At 66.9% G+C, this 16788-nt stretch carries 19 protein-coding genes; 7 read left to right on the top strand and 12 right to left on the bottom strand.

Features of this window, described 5'->3' with window-relative positions:
• Window position 1: 1 nt before the first annotated feature.
• From ACW178_RS09595 to ACW178_RS09575, 5 genes are read right to left on the bottom strand one after another with little or no spacing between them, the layout of a single operon-like run.
• Entirely contained in the window at window positions 2-256 is a 255-nt protein-coding gene (locus ACW178_RS09595) for a type II toxin-antitoxin system RelE/ParE family toxin (RefSeq protein ID WP_054765626.1), read from the bottom strand.
• Window positions 257-303: 47 nt separating this feature from the next.
• Window positions 304-564 carry a hypothetical protein gene (locus ACW178_RS09590; protein ID WP_054765625.1) on the bottom strand — a complete coding sequence of 87 codons (261 nt, stop codon included), beginning with the start codon at window positions 562-564 and terminating at the stop codon, window positions 304-306.
• 52 nt (window positions 565-616) lie between these two features.
• On the bottom strand, window positions 617-2083 hold the full coding sequence (sufB, locus tag ACW178_RS09585) for a Fe-S cluster assembly protein SufB (RefSeq protein ID WP_054765624.1): 1467 nt from the start codon (window positions 2081-2083) through the stop codon (window positions 617-619).
• Complete coding sequence (locus ACW178_RS09580; RefSeq protein WP_492024501.1) at window positions 2083-3222, bottom strand: cysteine desulfurase family protein; 1140 nt, start codon at window positions 3220-3222, stop codon at window positions 2083-2085. Before ACW178_RS09580 ends, sufB begins: the two co-directional genes overlap by 1 nt.
• Window positions 3219-3701, bottom strand: coding sequence for an Rrf2 family transcriptional regulator (locus ACW178_RS09575; RefSeq protein WP_287104391.1), 483 nt, complete (start codon window positions 3699-3701; stop codon window positions 3219-3221). The genes ACW178_RS09580 and ACW178_RS09575 overlap by 4 nt, the downstream gene beginning before the upstream one ends.
• Window positions 3702-3859: 158 nt before the next feature.
• Between ACW178_RS09575 and ACW178_RS09570 the strand changes: the two genes are divergently transcribed.
• Complete coding sequence (locus ACW178_RS09570; RefSeq protein WP_054765621.1) at window positions 3860-4510, top strand: alpha/beta hydrolase; 651 nt, start codon at window positions 3860-3862, stop codon at window positions 4508-4510.
• 21 nt (window positions 4511-4531) lie between these two features.
• On the opposite strand, the gene ACW178_RS09565 is transcribed toward ACW178_RS09570, so the two are convergent.
• A complete protein-coding gene (locus ACW178_RS09565; protein WP_287104389.1) occupies window positions 4532-5509 on the bottom strand; it encodes a TerC family protein in 978 nt (325 codons plus the stop codon).
• Window positions 5510-5695: 186 nt separating this feature from the next.
• Between ACW178_RS09565 and ACW178_RS09560 the strand changes: the two genes are divergently transcribed.
• On the top strand, window positions 5696-7012 hold the full coding sequence (locus ACW178_RS09560; protein ID WP_492024500.1) for an NAD(P)/FAD-dependent oxidoreductase: 1317 nt from the start codon (window positions 5696-5698) through the stop codon (window positions 7010-7012).
• Window positions 7013-7022: 10 nt separating this feature from the next.
• Here ACW178_RS09560 and ACW178_RS09555 read toward each other — a convergent pair whose 3' ends face one another.
• From ACW178_RS09555 to ahpC, 3 genes are all read right to left on the bottom strand, one after another.
• Complete coding sequence (locus ACW178_RS09555) at window positions 7023-7985, bottom strand: DMT family transporter (RefSeq protein ID WP_287104386.1); 963 nt, start codon at window positions 7983-7985, stop codon at window positions 7023-7025.
• 68 nt (window positions 7986-8053) lie between these two features.
• A complete protein-coding gene (ahpF, locus tag ACW178_RS09550; protein ID WP_287104385.1) occupies window positions 8054-9640 on the bottom strand; it encodes an alkyl hydroperoxide reductase subunit F in 1587 nt (528 codons plus the stop codon).
• 142 nt (window positions 9641-9782) lie between these two features.
• Window positions 9783-10346 carry an alkyl hydroperoxide reductase subunit C gene (ahpC, locus tag ACW178_RS09545; RefSeq protein WP_054765617.1) on the bottom strand — a complete coding sequence of 188 codons (564 nt, stop codon included), beginning with the start codon at window positions 10344-10346 and terminating at the stop codon, window positions 9783-9785.
• 330 nt (window positions 10347-10676) lie between these two features.
• Here ahpC and ACW178_RS09540 point away from each other — a divergent pair, with 330 nt between their 5' ends.
• Complete coding sequence (locus ACW178_RS09540; protein ID WP_287104384.1) at window positions 10677-11111, top strand: hypothetical protein; 435 nt, start codon at window positions 10677-10679, stop codon at window positions 11109-11111.
• Between the two features lie 27 nt (window positions 11112-11138).
• Here the strand turns inward: ACW178_RS09540 and ACW178_RS09535 are convergent, their stop codons facing one another.
• Window positions 11139-12341 (bottom strand): exo-beta-N-acetylmuramidase NamZ family protein, encoded by a 1203-nt coding sequence (locus tag ACW178_RS09535; RefSeq protein WP_492024499.1) that lies wholly within the window; start codon window positions 12339-12341, stop codon window positions 11139-11141.
• On the bottom strand, window positions 12338-12844 hold the full coding sequence (locus tag ACW178_RS09530; RefSeq protein ID WP_287104381.1) for a DOMON-like domain-containing protein: 507 nt from the start codon (window positions 12842-12844) through the stop codon (window positions 12338-12340). The genes ACW178_RS09535 and ACW178_RS09530 overlap by 4 nt, the downstream gene beginning before the upstream one ends.
• Before the next feature lie 199 nt (window positions 12845-13043).
• Between ACW178_RS09530 and tyrS the strand changes: the two genes are divergently transcribed.
• Window positions 13044-14297 (top strand): tyrosine--tRNA ligase, encoded by a 1254-nt coding sequence (tyrS, locus tag ACW178_RS09525; protein ID WP_287104379.1) that lies wholly within the window; start codon window positions 13044-13046, stop codon window positions 14295-14297.
• A gap of 125 nt (window positions 14298-14422) precedes the next feature.
• Complete coding sequence (locus ACW178_RS09520) at window positions 14423-14890, top strand: peroxiredoxin (protein WP_287104378.1); 468 nt, start codon at window positions 14423-14425, stop codon at window positions 14888-14890.
• 60 nt (window positions 14891-14950) lie between these two features.
• Here ACW178_RS09520 and ACW178_RS09515 read toward each other — a convergent pair whose 3' ends face one another.
• A complete protein-coding gene (locus tag ACW178_RS09515; protein WP_191555693.1) occupies window positions 14951-15112 on the bottom strand; it encodes a hypothetical protein in 162 nt (53 codons plus the stop codon).
• Between ACW178_RS09515 and ACW178_RS09510 the strand changes: the two genes are divergently transcribed.
• Window positions 15111-16220: a peptidoglycan DD-metalloendopeptidase family protein gene (locus ACW178_RS09510; RefSeq protein WP_231681266.1), complete on the top strand. Its 1110-nt coding sequence runs from the start codon at window positions 15111-15113 to the stop codon at window positions 16218-16220. The two genes, ACW178_RS09515 and ACW178_RS09510, sit on opposite strands and share 2 nt — an antisense overlap.
• The gene (locus tag ACW178_RS09505) at window positions 16204-16752 is read left to right on the top strand and encodes a bactofilin family protein (protein WP_224762143.1); all 549 of its coding nucleotides are present in this window, start codon (window positions 16204-16206) and stop codon (window positions 16750-16752) included. Before ACW178_RS09510 ends, ACW178_RS09505 begins: the two co-directional genes overlap by 17 nt.
• Window positions 16753-16788 lie beyond the last annotated feature (36 nt).

The following is a 16788-nucleotide window of genomic DNA, read 5'->3' as shown; positions in this document are numbered from 1 at the left end:
CTTAGTTCGAATCTGACTTGGGCTGGACGGCGGCAAGGTCTTGCCGGGCGTCATAAAATGAAACGATCACCACCTCGTCAGGCAGAACCTGAAAGACGACGACCTTGCGCCAGCGTAGAAGGCTGGCTTCGCGAAATCCTCTCCATCGCGACGGCCGATAGCGAAAGGGATGATCGCCAAGCTTCAGCGACAAGGCTTCGCTTTCAGCCAGGGCTCGATCCGTCAGGCGCGGGTCCTGCTGCTCCAGCAGATCCAACCACTCCCTCTGCCCATCCCTGGCCTCCTTCGACCATCGGACGGTCCTCATCGCTTGAAGCGCGCCTTCAGTTCATCGAAGACCTCTTCATGGCTATAGACCCGTCCGGCCGCGACATCTTCGACGCCGCGACGGATCGAGGCGAGCTGCGCCTCCGAAAGCGGCGCTCCCAGTTGCGCTTCGCCGTCGGTGACAACCTGCTCGGCGGCCGAGGCGATGAATTCTTCCAATGGCATGCCGATCTCTGCAGCAGCGCGCTTCAGCCGATCGGCGGCGTCGGTATCGAACGGAACGGCGATGGTTTCCATTATGATTTCCCGCGCATAGGACTGATGCGCGGATCATACCACAGCGTCGCCATCACCCCACGCTCCCTTCCAGACTGATCGCCACCAGCTTCTGCGCCTCGACGGCGAACTCCATCGGCAGCTCCTGCAGCACGTCGCGGACGAAGCCGTTGACCAGCAGGGCCACCGCCTCCTCCTGCGACAGCCCGCGCTGCTGGGCGTAGAACAGCTGATCGTCCGACAGGCGCGTCGTCGTCGCCTCGTGCTCCAGCTGGGCCGAGCCGTTGCGGGCCTCGATATAGGGGATGGTGTGCGAGCCGCACTCCTTGCCGATCAGCAGACTGTCGCACTGGGTGAAGTTGCGCACCCCCGTCGCCTTCGGATGCACCGAAACCAGGCCGCGATAGGTTGAGTCCGACCGACCCGCCGACACCGCCTTGGCGATGATCCGCGACTTGGTGTTCTTGCCCAGGTGGATCATCTTGGTGCCGGTGTCGGCCTGCTGACGCCCGTTGGTGATGGCGATGGAATAGAACTCGCCCGAGCTGTCGTCGCCCTTCAGGATGCAGGACGGATATTTCCAGGTGACGGCCGAACCGGTCTCGACCTGGGTCCAGGACACCTTGGACCGGTCGCCCCGGCAATCGGCGCGCTTGGTGACAAAGTTGTAGATGCCGCCCCGCCCTTCCGCATCGCCGGGGTACCAGTTCTGGACCGTCGAATATTTCACCTCGGCGTCGTCCAGGGCCACGATCTCGACCACGGCCGCGTGCAGCTGGTTCTCGTCGCGCATCGGCGCGGTGCAGCCCTCAAGGTACGAGACGTAGCTGCCCTTGTCGGCGATGATCAGGGTGCGCTCGAACTGGCCCGTCTGGCTCGCATTGATGCGGAAATAGGTCGACAGCTCCATCGGGCAGCGCACGCCCGGCGGGATGTAGACGAACGACCCGTCCGAAAAGACCGCGCTGTTCAGGGCCGCGAAATAGTTGTCCGAGACCGGCACCACCGACCCCAGATATTTCCGCACCAGCTCAGGATATTCGCGCAAGGCCTCGGAAATCGGCATGAAGATCACGCCCGCCTTGGCCAGCTCCTCCTTGAAGGTGGTGACCACGGACACGCTGTCGAACACGGCGTCCACGGCCACGCGCGGGGCGCCCTGCACCCCCGCCAGAACCTCCTGCTCCTTCAGCGGAATGCCCAGCTTCTTGTAGACGTCCAGGATCTCGGGATCGACCTCGTCCAGCGACTTCGGCCCTTCCTTCTTCTTCGGCGCGGCGTAGTAGAACAGGTCCTGATAATCGACGGGCTCGTAACGAACCGCCGCCCAGGTCGGCTCCTCCATCGCCAGCCAGCGTTCATAGGCGGCTAAGCGCCATTCCAGCATCCATTCCGGCTCGCCCTTCTTTTCGGAGATGAAGCGCACGATGTCGGCGTTCAGCCCCCTGGGGGCGAACTCCTGCTCCACATCCGAGGTGAAGCCGTACTTGTACCGTTCCAGTTCGGCGACGGTGTCGATGGTTTCCTTGACGGCGGCCATCAGGCGACCTCTCTCACGCGCGCGGCGGCGCGTGCCTTGTGTTTGGTCCAGGCGTCCACCCAGGCGTCGGCGAACCGCGCCCAGTCGCCCTCGGTCGTGCCCCAGCCGCCGGAGACGCGCACGCCCCCCGTGGCCAGCCTATTCAGTCCCATCGCGCTGATCGTCTTGGACGGCTTGACCTTGCCCGAGGAACAGGCCGAACCGGCGGACACCATGATCCCGGCCAGATCCAGGGTGATCAACTGTTGCGGGCTGTCCCAGCCCTCGACGGCCAAAAACAGGGTGTTGGGCAGGCGATCGGCGCCCTCGCCGATGATGGTCGCCCCGGCCGCCTTGACCCGCGCCTGGGCGGCGTCACGCCAGGCCGCATGCGACGCGACAGTCTCCAGATCGCGCGCGGCGCAAACGGCGGCGACGCCGAATCCGGCGATGCCCGGCCCGTTCTCGGTCCCGGCGCGCAGGCCCCGCTCCTGCCCCGCCCCGTGCAGGATGCGCACGCCCGACACGCCTTCCTTGAATACCAGGGCGCCGACGCCCTGGGGACCGCCCAGCTTGTGCGCCGACAGGGTCAGGCTGTCCGCATCCAGAGCCCGTATATCGACGGCGATCTTGCCCGCCGACTGGATGGCGTCGACGTGCAGCCAGCCGCCGGCGGCCCGCACCAGGGCCGCCGCCTGCGCGATCGGCTGGATCACGCCGCTTTCATTGTTCGCATGATGGATGGCGACCACCGCCCGACCGGGCCGCGCCAAGGCCTCGGCCAGCCAGGCCAGATCGACCAAGCCGTTCGCATCGACCGGCAGAATCTCGACCGGCGCGCCTGCCGCCGCCGCAGCCTCGGCCACGCACGGATGTTCGGTCGCCGACACGATCAGCCGTTCGCACCCGGCCGCCAGGGCGCTGGCGATCGCTTGCGCATTGGCCTCGGTGCCGCCCGAGTTGAACACCACCGCCGTCGGATCGGCGCCGACCAGTTCGGCGACCTGGGCGCGCGCCGTCTCGATCCGCGCCCGCGCCCGACGGCCGGCGGCGTGGACCGCCGACGGATTGCCGTTGTCGGCCAGGGTCTGGGTCATGATCTCCAGAACCTCGGGCCGCACCAGCCCTGAGGCGTTGTAGTCCAGATAGACCGCGCTCATGCCGCCGCCTCCACCGCCACGGGCGGATCGACATGCTGGCGTCGCCGGCCGGTGCGGTTCATCACCACATCCTCCAGCGAAACCCCGGCCAGATAGCGATGGATCTCGTCGCCCAGATCTTCCCAAAGGTTGTGGGTGATGCAGCGCTCGCCGGCCAGCATGCAACCCTTGGGTGTTCCGTGCGCCACGCACCGGGTCGCGCGGATCGGCTCGTCCACGGCCAGAACGATTTCCGCCACCACCGTCTCATCCGCCCCCTTGGCCAGCCGATAGCCGCCGCCCGGTCCGCGCACGCTCTGGACCAGGCCGCTCTTGCGCAGCCTGGCGAACAACTGTTCGAGATAGCTCAGCGAAATCTCCTGCCGCGCGGCGATCTCGGCCAGCGAAACCGCCCGGATTTCGCCGCCCTCGCCGCGTCCGTTCTTCGCCAGATCGGCCATCGCCATGACGGCGTATCGTCCCTTGGTCGACAGACGCATTTCGCACCTTCAAAAATTGCGCGCTTTCCGGGGCTCTTGTGTTAGAACCCGCGCCTTCGCAAAGGCGGCGCGCTTGCGGAGGGACTTAGAAAGTCCCACCTCCGCGGTCAAGTATTACGCTCACGCGAAATGACAGTTGAACGGATTCCAGAGCCCCTATGCCTGAAGTCATCCTGCCCGGCGCCTCCGGCCGCATCGAAGGCCGCTATTCTCCGGGCAAGCGCCCAAATGCGCCGATCGCCCTGATCCTGCACCCGCATCCCAAGGCGGGCGGCCATATGAACAACCCGGTCGCCGTCACCCTGCACCAGTTGTTCCAGCAGCGCGGCTTCGCCACCCTGCGCTATAATTCGCGCGGCGTCGGCAAGTCGCAGGGCGAGTTCGATTCCGGCATCGGCGAACTGGCGGACGCGGCCACGGCGCTGGACTGGCTTCAGGCCAACAACCCCGGCGCCAGCCAGACCTGGGTCGCGGGCTATCAGTTCGGCGCCTATATCGGCATGCAGCTTCTGATGCGTCGGCCCGAGACGGACGGCTTCATCTCGGTCTCGCCCCCGTCCAACATGTACGACTTCAGCTTCCTGGCGCCCTGCCCCGCCTCGGGTCTGTTCCTGCACGGCACGGCCGACACCATCGTCCCGCCCGTCGAGGTCGAGCGGGTGGTCAACAAGCTGCGCACCCAGAAGGGCATCGTCATCGACTATGAGCTGGAAGAGGGCGCCAGCCACTTCTGGCAGGATCATATGGCCGCCGTGGATCGCCGCGTCGGCGCCTATCTGGACAAGCGGCTGGAAGAAAAGCCGGCCTGAACCTCAGGCCGGCCGCTCGGTTCACCCGGGCTTGGCGTCTGATCGCGTCCGCCACAGCGAATAGCCCACCCCCGCCGCCAATATGGCCGCCGTCACGCTCAGCGAGACGGCAGGCGGGATCTTGTCCAGTCCCATCAGGGGCGCGGCGATCACCTTGCCGCCGATGAAGATCAGCAGCACGGCCAGGGCCTGTTTCAGATAGGCGAAGCGGTGAATGACCGCCGCCAGGGCGAAATACAGCGCCCGCAGGCCCAGAATGGCGAAGATGTTCGAGGTGTAGACGATATAGGGGTCGGTGGTGATGGCGAAGATGGCCGGCACCGAATCCACCGCGAACACCACGTCCGCCAGTTCGATCATCACCAGGGCGAGAAACAGCGGCGTGACGTGCAGCGCCGTCCGGCCCGTCTTGTTCGGCTGACGCACGAAGAAGGCGTGTCCGTGCAAGGTCTCCGTCACCGGCAGGCGGCGACGCAGCCAGGCCAGCAGCCGATTGTCGGCGATGTCCTGCTCGGTCTCGTGACGGGCGGCGAACATCTTGATCCCGGTAAAGACCAGGAAGGCCGCGAAAAGATACAGCACCCACTCATAGCGGCTGACCAGGGCCGCGCCCCCCGCGATCATCAGGGCCCGCAGGACGATCACCCCGACGATGCCCCAGAACAGCACCCGGTGCTGGTAGATGCGCGGGATGGAAAAGGCCGCGAAGATCATGGCGATGACGAAGACATTGTCCATCGCCAGGCTCTTTTCGATCGCGAAGCCGGTCAGATACTCCAGCCCCTTTTCCGACCCCAGCTCCCACCAGACGAAGCCGCCGAACGCCAGGGCGATCGCAATGTACATCGAGGACAGCAGCAGGCTCTCGCGAACCCCGATTTCATGATCCTTGCGGTTCAGAACGCCCAGGTCGAGCGCCAGCAGCAGGGCTACGATTCCGATAAAGCCGACCCACATCCAAGCGGGCTTGCCCAGCCATTCGGCCAGCAGAAAATCCACGTCTACCTCCACCAATGTCGAGAGGCGGCCGACATCGCGATCGGGAGGGATCGCCAGAGGGGCCCGGATCGCCGCCTCTTATGGCTAAGACAGAGCCGATATCGCGTCAACGGGCGCGACAAACGGTCTCGCCGGGTCCACATAGGGGCCAGTGGAACCCTGCCGATAACGCCTCGCTAGATCCCCATGACGCAAACCGCTTCCTCCTCTCCCGCCGCCGCATCGCGGCGCCGCCACGACATCGTCATCATCGGCGGCGGCGCGGGCGGGCTTGAGCTCGCCGCACGCCTCGGCCGTCGGTTCGGTCCGCGCGAGGGCCGTCGGCGCGTCCTGCTGATCGACCGCTCCATCTTCCACCTGTGGAAGCCCAGCCTGCACGAGGTGGCGGCGGGGTCGCTGGACAGCCATCAGGAGGGCCTGTCCTATCCGGTCCTGGCGCGCCGCAACCATTTCAGCTTCGCCTTCGGCGACCTGACCGGCCTCGATCCGGCGAACAAGACCCTGACCCTGGGCGAAATCCGCGATCAGGACGGCGCCGTCCTGGTCGCCCCGCGCACCCTGGCCTTCAACACCCTGGTGCTGGCGATCGGCAGCGGTTCGAACCTGTTCAACACGCCGGGCGCGGCCGAACACGCCCATCTTCTGGAAGACGTCGCCGACGCCGAGGCTTTCAACAAACGTTTGACCAGCGCCTTCCTGGCCGCGGCCTATTCGGATGATCGCAGGCTGAGCATCGCCATCGTCGGTGCCGGCGCCACGGGGGTGGAGCTGTCCACCGAACTGATCGAAGGCCATGACGAACTGTCTGCGGGCCTGACGCCGGACCAGAGGTTCGACATCGACGTCACCATTGTGGAGGCCGCGCCCCGTATCCTGGGCGGTCTTCCGGAACGGGTTTCGACCAAGGCGGCCCAGGCCCTGGAGGCCAAGGGGGTGAGGCTGCTGACCGACGCCAAGGTCCAGGCCGTCCATGCGGACCGGCTGGAGACGTCCAGAGGCGCGGTCCCCGCCGACCTGATCGTCTGGGCCGCAGGGGTCAAGGCCGCCGAGACCAACCGCGACCTCGGCCTGACGACGGGACGTCTCAATCAGTTCGTCGTAGACGACCGGCTGCGGACCTCCGCCCCCGACATCTACGCCCTGGGCGACTGCGCCGAAGCGCCAGGCCCCGACGGGCGCCCGGTCCCCGCCCGCGCCCAGGCCGCCGCCCAACAGGCCGCCTATCTGGCCCAGGCCCTGGCGGACCCGGCTCGCGATCCCGGCCCCTATGTCTATCGCGACCGGGGGTCGCTGGTGTCGCTGGGCGGGGACCGGGGCGTGGGATCGCTGATGGGCAATCTGAGCGGGCCGAACTTCCTTATCGAGGGGCTGATCGCCAAATGGGCCTATATGGCCCTGCACCTGGACCACCACCGGGCCATTCTGGGCGTCCGTCGCACCGTCATCCTGGCCTTGTCACGGCTGCTGCACCGCCGCGTCTCGGGTCGGCTCAAGCTGCACTGAGGCGCCGTGATCAGTGCGGCGGCTCCTCCGCGCCGCGTGGCGGGGCGTGGGCGCGCACGCACCAGATGACGCTGACGATCATCATCAGTATGGCCAGTATCTCCACCAGGGCCGGCCCCCGCCCCTCCCAGACATAGCCGTAAACGAAGGCGAACACCGTCTCGAACACGATCATCTGGCCCAGCATGGACAGGGGCAGGCGGCGGCTGGCCTGGTTCCACAGGGCGTTGCCGATGATGGAGGCCAACAGGGCCACGCCCAGGCAGACCCCCGCCAGATGCAGCCATTGCCCCCCGCTCCAGCCGTGGGCGGTCCAAACCGCCGGGACCGCCAGGATCAATGCCAGGCCGCCGGTCACGACGCCGGTCAGCAGGGACCAGTCATGGGGCGAGACCTCGGGCAGCCGCGCCATCCAGCGGCTGTTGCCCACCGCATAGGCCGACCAGGACGCCAGGGCGCCTAGGGCGCAGACCAAGCCGATCAGGGCCTGAGCCCCCGTCGGTCCCTCCGCCCCCGCCTCCCCCTGAGCCAGGGCCCGCCAGCCGATCAGGGCCACCGCCAGGGCGGCCAGGACGATGGGGGGCGCCGCACGCGACAGGGACGGTCCGCTGCGGTCCCTCAGCCCCCACAGGGCCACCACCACCGGCACCATGCCGACGATCAGGGCCGAGGCCGCCACCCCGGCCAGATGCACCGCGACCACGACAAAGGCGAAATAGACCAGATTGCCCGCCAGGCTCAGCCAGACCAGGGCGCGCCATGTCCGCCCCTCGATCAAGGGCGCCAGCCGCCGCCAGCGCGGGGCGATCAGGACGGCGGCGATCAGCCCATAGGCCAGATACCGCCCGGCGGTCAGCAGCAGGGGCGAGGCCTCGGGCGCAAACTTCGGCGCCAGGAAGACCAGCCCCCACATCGCGCCTGCGCCCAGGCCGGAGGCGACGCCCCACAGCCGGCCCGAGGATGCCGCCGTCATATCGCGCTCCGCCTTAAACCTGGCCTGCGCTTACACGGTTCGCCTTACAGCGAAAACCGCCCTGGACGTCAGGCCGCCTCGACCGCCTCTTCGGCCGGGACGGTGCGGATCATATAGTCGAAGGCGGCCAGCCCTGCCTTGGAGCCCTCACCCATCGCCACCACGATCTGCTTATAGGGCACGGTCGTCACGTCGCCCGCCCCGAAGACGCCTGGCTGAGACGTCTCGCCCCGGTGATCCACCTCGATCTCGCCGCGCGTCGTCAGGGCCACGGCGCCGTGCAGCCATTCGGTGTTCGGCACCAGGCCGATCTGGACGAAGACGCCTTCCAGATCGACGTCGTGATGGGCGTCGGAGTTGCGGTCCTTGTAGACCAGGCCCGTCACCTTCTCGCCGTCGCCGCGCACCTCGGTCGTCAGGGCCGAGGTGACGATCCGCACGTTCGGCAGGGTCGCCAGCTTGCGTTGCAGCACCGCATCGGCCCGCAGTTCGCTGTCGTATTCGATCAGGGTCACATGGGCCACGATGCCCGCCAGGTCGATCGCCGCCTCGACGCCGGAGTTTCCGCCGCCGATCACCGCCACCCGCTTGCCCTTGAACAGCGGCCCGTCGCAGTGCGGGCAATAGGCCACGCCCTTGTTCTTGTACTGGTCCTCGCCCGGCACGTTCATCTGGCGCCAGCGGGCGCCGGTCGACAGGATGACGGTCCGCGACTTCAGACTGGCGCCGTTCTCCAGCACCACCTCGTGCAGACCGCCCGGAACCTTGGCCGGGATCAGCTTGGCCGCCTTCTGCAGGTTCATCAGGTCCACCTCGTACTCGCGGACATGCTGCTCCAGATGGGCGGCCAGTTTCGGCCCCTCGGTGTGCGGCACCGAGATGAAGTTCTCGATCGCCATAGTGTCCAGCACCTGGCCGCCGAACCGTTCGGCCACGACGCCGGTGCGGATGCCCTTGCGGGCCGTATAGATGGCGGCCGCCGCCCCGGCGGGGCCGCCGCCGACCACCAGGACGTCGAACGGGTCCTTGGCCTTCAGCCGCTCGGCGGCCCGCGCCTCGGCTCCCGAATCCAGCTTGGCGACGATCTGCTCCAGCTCCATCCGGCCCTGGCCGAACAGTTCGCCGTTCAGGAAGACCGTCGGCACGGCCATGATCTTGCGCTCCTCGACCTCGTCCTTGAACAGGCCGCCCTCGATGGCGACGTGTTTGATGCGCGGATTCAGCACGCTCATCAGGTTCAGGGCCTGCACCACGTCGGGGCAGTTCTGGCACGACAGCGAGAAATAGGTCTCGAACACATAGTCGCCCTCCAGGTCCTTGACCTGCTGGATCACCTCCTGCGCCGCCTTGGACGGATGGCCGCCGACGTGCAGCAGGGCCAGCACCAGCGAGGTGAACTCGTGGCCCAGCGGAATCCCCGCGAACCGCACCCCGATGTCGGTGCCCTTCCTGCGGATCAGGAAGCTGGGCTGGCGTTCATCGTCATAGTCGCGGCCCATCTCGACCTTGCCGTGCGAGACCGAGACGATCTCCTCCAGCAGGGTCTTCAGCTCGATCGACTTCGGCCCGGCGCCCAGCGAGGCGACCAGTTCGACCGGATGGACGATGTTCTTGAGGTAGCTCTCGAGCTGAGATTTCAGATTGGCGTCCAGCATGGGGCAGTCCTCGAATTCCAGGGTGACGCGCCGCCTTCGAGCCGATCCCGGCGAGGCTTGCGCGATAGGGTCCGGCCCCCACGAAACAGGGCGGCGGCCGGGTGGGTCCGACCCGAAGGCCGGACCCGATAGGCGTTCCGTCTTAGATCTTGCCGACGAGGTCGAGCGACGGCGCCAGGGTGGCTTCGCCCTCTTCCCACTTGGCCGGGCAGACTTCACCCGGATGCGCGCGCACATATTGCGCGGCCTTGACCTTGCGCAGCAGTTCGGCGGCGTTGCGGCCGATGCCTTCCGAGGTGGTCTCGGTGAACTGGATCACGCCGTCCGGATCGACCAGGAAGGTCGCACGGTCGGCCAGGCCCACGCCCGGCCGCATGGCGTCGAAGTTGTTGGTCACCAGGCCCGAGGGATCGCCCAGCATGGTGTAGGTGATCTTGCCGATGGCCGGGGAGGAGTCGTGCCAGGCCTTGTGCGAGAAATGGGTGTCGGTCGACACCGAATAGATCTCGACGCCCAGCTTCTGGAACTCGGCGTAGTTGTCGGCCAGGTCTTCCAGCTCGGTCGGGCAGACGAAGGTGAAGTCGGCCGGATAGAAGAAGAAGATCGCCCACTTGCCCGCCACATCGGCCTCGGTGACGGTCAGGAACTTGCCGTCCTTATAGGCCTCGGCCGTGAAGGGTTTGATGGTCGTGTTGATGAGGGCCATGCAGGGCTTCCATTCCGTTGGGAGGTTGGGGAGGCCCGCTTCCTACCGCATCGCAACAGATAAGCCCAATCACTTATTTGCAGATGCGTGATAGATTTTGGTTATAGAAAGACCGCACCCCACCCCGTCGTCCTCGGGCTCGACCCGAGGATCCAGAACCCCGGTGTTTGGGCAGCGATCTCAGGACGCAGACAACAGGCAGCCCACCCTGTTTTGCGAGAAAGGGGACGTTTCGACTTGGTGAACAGCGGATCCGGTCCCGACAGCGTCCGTGAGGACTTGATTTTCGCGCTGGACGTGCGTGCTATCGCTTCGGGATTGGAGTGGACAATGGCAGATGGCATCGCCTTAGACGCGTACGTGAAAGAAACCCTGCTGAGCATCGTGAAAGCGGTGATCGCGGCTCAAGACGACGCCACATGTGGCGGCTTCATTGGTCGGGCAGCGTATGGCGGTGCTCACGCGCCAAAGGACGAATCGGAAAACGTCGTGACAAACGTCTCCTTCGACCTCGCAACAACGGTCGAAGACAGGGGCACGGCCGGTGGCGCCGCTGGCGTGAAGGTGATCCCCTTCATCAAGGCGGACATCCAAGGCCAAATCCAATCCGCTCATTCCACCGTCAGTAGGATCGCCTTCACCGTGCCGGTGGCTATTCCGCGCCCAAAAGCCCAACGGGATGAGGATGCTCGTCGCGAAGCCAATGAGCGCGCCCAATTTGAGCGAGAAACACAGATGATGAACAACCGACACAGCGGGTATTGACGCCAGACAGGTAAATCGCCGCCCGCCTTAGTACAGCAGGAACCCCCGCCGCGCCTCTTCCCACGCCGCCTCATCCGGCCGCGTCGCCGCCTCCAGATCGCCCGGCCCCGCCGCCGCGTCGTCCACCCATTCCCGCAGACCCGGTCCGCCGTTGATCACGTCGATGGGCAGTTTCCCGAAGGCATATTCATACGGAAAATCCCGCCACAGGTCGTAATCCGGATACAGCCGCAGGATCGCCTTGAATCCCAGGGCCTGCACCCGCCACGGTCTGAAGGCGGCGTGGTCGTAGCCGGGGTGATCGACATGGAGCTGCACCCCGCTGCACAGTTTGCCGACATGTTTGTGGAAGGTCGGCTCGAACCACATGTCACGCAGCACGCAGCCGCCCAGCCACTCCGGCGCCAGCGCCTGCATCTCGGCGATCACCGCCCGCGCGTCTATGTCGGGCGCCCCGAACAGCTCCAGCGGCCGGGTCGTGCCGCGGCCTTCCGAAAGGGTCGCCCCCTCCAGCATCACCGTGCCGGCGTAACAGCGCGCCATCGACAGGTTCGGCGCATTCGGGCTGGGGTTGACCCAGGCCCGCTCGCCCAGCGGCCAGCCGAAGCCCGGTCCCGCCTCGGGCGCCCAGCCCTGCATCTCCACGACGCGATAATCCACATCCAGCCTGAACTGGTCGATGAACCACAGGCCCAGTTCGCCCATCGTCATGCCGTGCCGCATCGGCATCGGTCCGGCCCCGACGAAACTCTCCCAGCCGGGCTTCAGCGTCATCCCCTCGACCGGCCGCCCCGCCGGATTGGGCCGGTCCAGCACCCAGACCGACTTGCCGTGTTTCGCCGCCGCCTCCAGCACATACAGAAGCGTGGTCACATAGGTGTAGATGCGGCAGCCCAGGTCCTGCAGGTCGATCAGGACGACGTCGAACGTCTCCATCCATTCGTCCTTGGGCCGCCGCACCTCGCCGTACAGGCTGAAGACGGGGAAGCCGTGCACCGGATCGCGATAATCCGGGCTCTCCATCATATTGTCCTGCAGATCGCCCTTCATCCCGTGCTGCGGCCCGAAGGCGGCGGTCAGCTCGATCTCGGGACAGGCGGCCAGGGCGTCCACCGCATGACCCAGGTCCTTCGTCACCGAGGCCGGGTGCGCCAGCAGGGCCACGCGCCGCCCCTTCAGCTGCGCCCTCAGGGCGTCGTCGGACAGCAGGCGGTCGAGACCGAAGTTCATGGCAGTTCCAGCGCGAACGAGTCGGGATGATGAAAGTCCGGCTTATCCGAAGGATGCGCCAGGGCCCAATAGGCGATCGCCCCATCCAGCGCCTCGACCACCGCCGTCAGCCCGACCGGCCCCGTCGCATCCTCGGGCAGCTCCACATCGACCGTCAGAACGAACCGCCCCTGGGCCATGCGCGTGACGATGAAGGGCGCCGCGATCTCCAGCCCCCGCATCCCCTCGCGATAGCCGTCGAACCGATAGGCCGCCCAGGCCCCCGACGGCGACAGATTATATTCGACATAGCCGCCCTCCGTCCGCACGAAGGCCTCGAAACAGGTCGTCCGCCACAGCTCGTCCGTCCGCACCCGCGCCGTCGCCTCGGGCCACCGCACCCTCTCGACCGGCCCGGCCAACAGATACTCCAGGCTCAACACCCGCCCCGCCCGCCGCGCCTCGACCTCCAGCGTCAGCCCGGCGGGGGAACAGGTCGGGTGCGGGATCAGGGGCAGACGCATCCCGTCTTCGTAGCGCAGGCTTGACGCCGGTCAACGCTGCGCCTTATCCAGAACCCATGTTCGCCGCCCGCGCCATCACCGGCCTGTATTACCGCCCGCTGTAAGCGAGCGGCCCGCGAACACGCGCCGCCTTCGCTGGCGACGCGCTCTTCGGAAATGGAAGACGACCGCCGGCATCCCTGCTAACGGAGCCTCCGCCATGACCGACCAAGCCTTCAAATCCGACTTCCTCCGCACCCTTCAGGTGCGCGGCTACATCCATCAGATCACCCATCCGACCGAGCTGGACGAGGCGGCCGCCTCGGGCGTGGTTGCCGGCTACATCGGCTTCGACGCCACCGCTCCGTCCCTGCACGTGGGCAGCCTGATCCAGATCATGATGCTGCGCCGGCTCCAGCAGGCGGGCGGCAAGCCCATCGTCCTGATGGGCGGCGGCACCACCAAGGTCGGCGACCCGACCGGCAAGGATGCGTCGCGCCCCCAGCTGACCCAAGAGACCATCCAGTCGAACATCGACTCCATCAAGACGGTCTTCGCCAAATTCCTGACCTTCGGCGACGGCCCGACCGACGCGGTGATGGTCAATAACGACGACTGGCTGTCGACCTACGGCTACATCCAGTTCCTGCGCGACTTCGGCACCCATTTCACCGTCAACCGGATGCTGAGCTTCGACTCGGTCAAGCTGCGGCTCGAGCGCGAGCAGCCGATGACCTTCCTCGAGTTCAACTACATGCTGATGCAGTCGGTGGACTTCCTGGAGCTGAACCGCAGCCTGAAGGTCACGCTGCAGATGGGCGGGTCGGACCAGTGGGGCAACATCACCTCGGGCGTGGATCTGGTGCGCCGGGTGGACCAGAAGGCCGCCTTCGGCCTGACCACCCCGCTTCTGACCACGGCCTCGGGCGGCAAGATGGGCAAGACCGCCCAGGGCGCCGTCTGGCTGAACGCCGAACAGCTGAGCCCCTACGACTACTGGCAGTTCTGGCGTAACGCCGAGGACGCCGACGTCGGCCGCTTCATGCGCCTGTTCACGGACCTCAGCCTGGAGCAGATCGCCGAATACGAAGCCCTGGAGGGCGCGGCCATCAACGAGGCCAAGAAGGCCCTCGCCGACGCCGCCACCACCCTGCTGCACGGGGCCGAAGCCGCCGCCACCGCCCGCGCCGCCGCCGAAAGCGCCTTCGAGAAGGGCCAGCTTTCCGCCGACCTGCCGACCGTCGAACTTCCGGCCGCCGAGATCTACGGCGCCATGATCGCCGCCGTCGTGACCAAGGCCGGCCTGACCGCCTCCAACGGCGAGGCGCGCCGCCTGGCCCAGGGCGGGGGCTTGCGCCTCAACGACGTCGCCGTCTCCGACGGCGCCCAGCTGCTGACCGAGGCCGATCTGAAGGACGGCGTGATCAAGCTGGCGGCCGGCAAGAAGAAGATCGTCCTGGTGAGGCCCGTTTAATCTCCGTCACCCTCGGGCTTGACCCGAGGGCCGGACCATCCGCCGCTTGTGCGAACAAGCGCCGCACTCCGAGCACCACATCCGATCCTCGGGTCAGGCCCGAGGATGACGGAAGGAGACAGCCCATGTCCACCGATGAACGCCAGCCCGCCCCCGCCCTCGACCTGCCGACCGACAACGGCGGCCGCGTCTCCCTCGCCGCCCTGAAAGGCAAGCCCGCCGTCGTCTACTTCTATCCGAAGGACGACACGACCGGCTGCACCCGCGAGGCCCAGGACTTCACCGCCCTGGCCGCCGACTTCGCCGCCCTGGGCTGCCCGGTCATCGGCGTGTCCAGGGACACGGTGAAGAAGCACGACAGGTTCAAGGCCAAGTACGACCTCGCCGTCATCCTGGCCTCCGACGAGGACGGCGCCGCCTGCGAGGCCTGGGGCGTCTGGGTCCAGAAGAAACTCTACGGCCGCGAATATATGGGCATAGAGCGCGCCACCTTCCTGATCGACGCCCAGGGTCGGATCGCCCGCGCCTGGCGCAATGTGAAGGTCGCCGACCACGCCGCCGAGGTTCTGGAGGCCGCCCGCGCCTTGGGCTGAGAACGCCGAATCGCCTTCAAGGGGAATCCCGTCCAAGCGGGTTCTCGCATTCCGGGATTCTCAAGGCACTTTTGCGTGAAAATGCCCAAAAACGCCTGAAATGATAGTTAACAACAGGTGAACCATCTTGCCGCTGTCATAAAGGCGGCGGATAAACCCCACCTCGACGTGGGGGCGTTGCTTTATGGACCTGGAAGAGAAAGCGCCGAAACGCTCCTTCATGGATCGTTTTTTGCCCGTCCGTTACGTCTATCTCCGCAGCCATGACGAGGTTCGGGCCTACGCCCTCACCGCCCGGCGTCAGATCCTGCTCGGCCTGGCGGCATCGGCCTTCTTGGTCTGGTCTCTGGTCGCCTCGGGTGCCTTCCTCTTCGACATCGTGACCCGGCGCCACGCCGACTCCGAGGTCATCCGCGCGCGCGCCGCGTCAGAGCGGCTGAACGCGGACCTTCAGGCGCGGCTGGAAAGCGCGGTCGTCCGCATGTCCGCCACGAACGGCGCCCTGGACCAGACGGCCGCCATGATCGAGCGGCGTCACGCCGCCCTGGCCCAGATCATGACCGGCTTGAACGGCGTGGACGGGGCGGTTCAGGCCCTGGCGCCCAAGCCGCTGCGCGCCGACATGCCGCCGATCCAGCGCATCCTGGCGGTTCGGCTGGATCAGGAACGGCTGCTGGATCGGGCCGAGACCTTCGCCCAGACCCGCGCCGAACGGCTCCGGCTGGCCTTCCGTCTGGCGGGGCTCAATCCCGCCGCCTATGTCGCCGCCGCCGAACCGCTGGGCGGCCCCCTGGTGGAGGCGCGCGATCCCCGGGCCCTGGCCGCTATTCTGGACGTGGACGAACCCTTCGCCGTCCGCATCCGCCACGCGGCGACCAATCTTAACGAAATGCGGACCCTGTCGGAGGCCGCCGAAGAGCTGCCGTTCAAACGACCGACCCAGGCCCGCACCACCTCCGGCTTCGGCGTCCGCTTCGACCCCTTCAACGGCCGTCCCGCCATCCACCAGGGCCAGGACTTCGCCGCACCGCTGAACACCCCCATCTACGCCACGGCGCCCGGCGTCGTTTCCTTCGCCGGCGTTCGTTCAGGGTATGGCAATACGGTCGAGATAGACCACGGGCGCGGCTTCAAGACGCGCTACGCCCATCTGAACGCCCTGGCCGTCCAGCCGGGGCAGTCGGTCGCGCTCGGCCAGAGGATCGGCGCCATGGGCACCACCGGCCGATCGACCGGCGTCCACCTCCATTACGAAGTCTGGCTGAACGGCCGGCCGCAGAACCCCGCACGCTTCCTCAGAGCAGGAGATCAACTTGTTCAACAAAATTAGCAAACCCGCGACCCCGACGCCGTCGTCGCCTCGTCCTGCGGCCCCGGCCATTCCGCCGCTGCCGGACATGCCGGCCGCCCCGCGCCCCGGCGCAGCCCCGGCCGCCACGACGCCAGGCCGCGGCCTGTCCACCCTGTCCTCCGACCTGGCCTTTGAAGGCAATATCACCGGCGCGGGCGATCTGCAGATCGATGGACAGATCAAGGGCGACGTCCGCGTCGGCCGCCTGATCGTCGGCGAGACCGGCGCGGTCGAGGGAAATGTCCAGGCCGACTATATCGAAGTGCGCGGCCGCATCGTCGGCGGCGTCCAGGGCAAGCAGATCAAACTGGTCGCCACAGCCTATGTGGAAGGCGACATCACCGCCGAACAGCTGTCGATCGACGTCGGCGCCTTCTTCCAGGGCCGCGTCGCCCAGGGCCAGCGTCAGGCCCCCGCCCCCGCGCCGGTCGCCCCCGTCGCGCTCCAGCCGACGCCCGCCCCGGCGAGCGAGGCCAAGGCTGACGTCGTGGCCCTGAAGCCGAACGCCTGATCCGCGTCGCGGCCTGATCGCCGGATTTCAGCGATC

This window comes from Brevundimonas sp. AVps4 (assembly GCF_058681525.1).
Note: the sequence above shows the minus strand (reverse complement) of the source record. Positions and strands in the feature narration are given on the sequence as shown.

Bases quoted from the DNA above. Each gene is read 5' to 3' on its own strand.
- ACW178_RS09510 (WP_231681266.1), top strand. From the start codon at position 15,111: ATGGATCGTTTTTTGCCCGTCCGTTACGTCTATCTCCGCAGCCATGAC.
- ACW178_RS09575 (WP_287104391.1), bottom strand. From the start codon at position 3,701: ATGCGTCTGTCGACCAAGGGACGATACGCCGTCATGGCGATGGCCGAT.
- ACW178_RS09540 (WP_287104384.1), top strand. From the start codon at position 10,677: ATGGCAGATGGCATCGCCTTAGACGCGTACGTGAAAGAAACCCTGCTG.
- ACW178_RS09515 (WP_191555693.1), bottom strand. From the start codon at position 15,112: ATGAAGGAGCGTTTCGGCGCTTTCTCTTCCAGGTCCATAAAGCAACGC.
- ACW178_RS09535 (WP_492024499.1), bottom strand. From the start codon at position 12,341: ATGAACTTCGGTCTCGACCGCCTGCTGTCCGACGACGCCCTGAGGGCG.
- ACW178_RS09580 (WP_492024501.1), bottom strand. From the start codon at position 3,222: ATGAGCGCGGTCTATCTGGACTACAACGCCTCAGGGCTGGTGCGGCCC.
- ahpF (WP_287104385.1), bottom strand. From the start codon at position 9,640: ATGCTGGACGCCAATCTGAAATCTCAGCTCGAGAGCTACCTCAAGAAC.
- sufB (WP_054765624.1), bottom strand. From the start codon at position 2,083: ATGGCCGCCGTCAAGGAAACCATCGACACCGTCGCCGAACTGGAACGG.
- ACW178_RS09520 (WP_287104378.1), top strand. From the start codon at position 14,423: ATGTCCACCGATGAACGCCAGCCCGCCCCCGCCCTCGACCTGCCGACC.
- ACW178_RS09530 (WP_287104381.1), bottom strand. From the start codon at position 12,844: ATGCGTCTGCCCCTGATCCCGCACCCGACCTGTTCCCCCGCCGGGCTG.
- ahpC (WP_054765617.1), bottom strand. From the start codon at position 10,346: ATGGCCCTCATCAACACGACCATCAAACCCTTCACGGCCGAGGCCTAT.
- ACW178_RS09570 (WP_054765621.1), top strand. From the start codon at position 3,860: ATGCCTGAAGTCATCCTGCCCGGCGCCTCCGGCCGCATCGAAGGCCGC.
- ACW178_RS09560 (WP_492024500.1), top strand. From the start codon at position 5,696: ATGACGCAAACCGCTTCCTCCTCTCCCGCCGCCGCATCGCGGCGCCGC.
- ACW178_RS09555 (WP_287104386.1), bottom strand. From the start codon at position 7,985: ATGACGGCGGCATCCTCGGGCCGGCTGTGGGGCGTCGCCTCCGGCCTG.
- ACW178_RS09590 (WP_054765625.1), bottom strand. From the start codon at position 564: ATGGAAACCATCGCCGTTCCGTTCGATACCGACGCCGCCGATCGGCTG.
- tyrS (WP_287104379.1), top strand. From the start codon at position 13,044: ATGACCGACCAAGCCTTCAAATCCGACTTCCTCCGCACCCTTCAGGTG.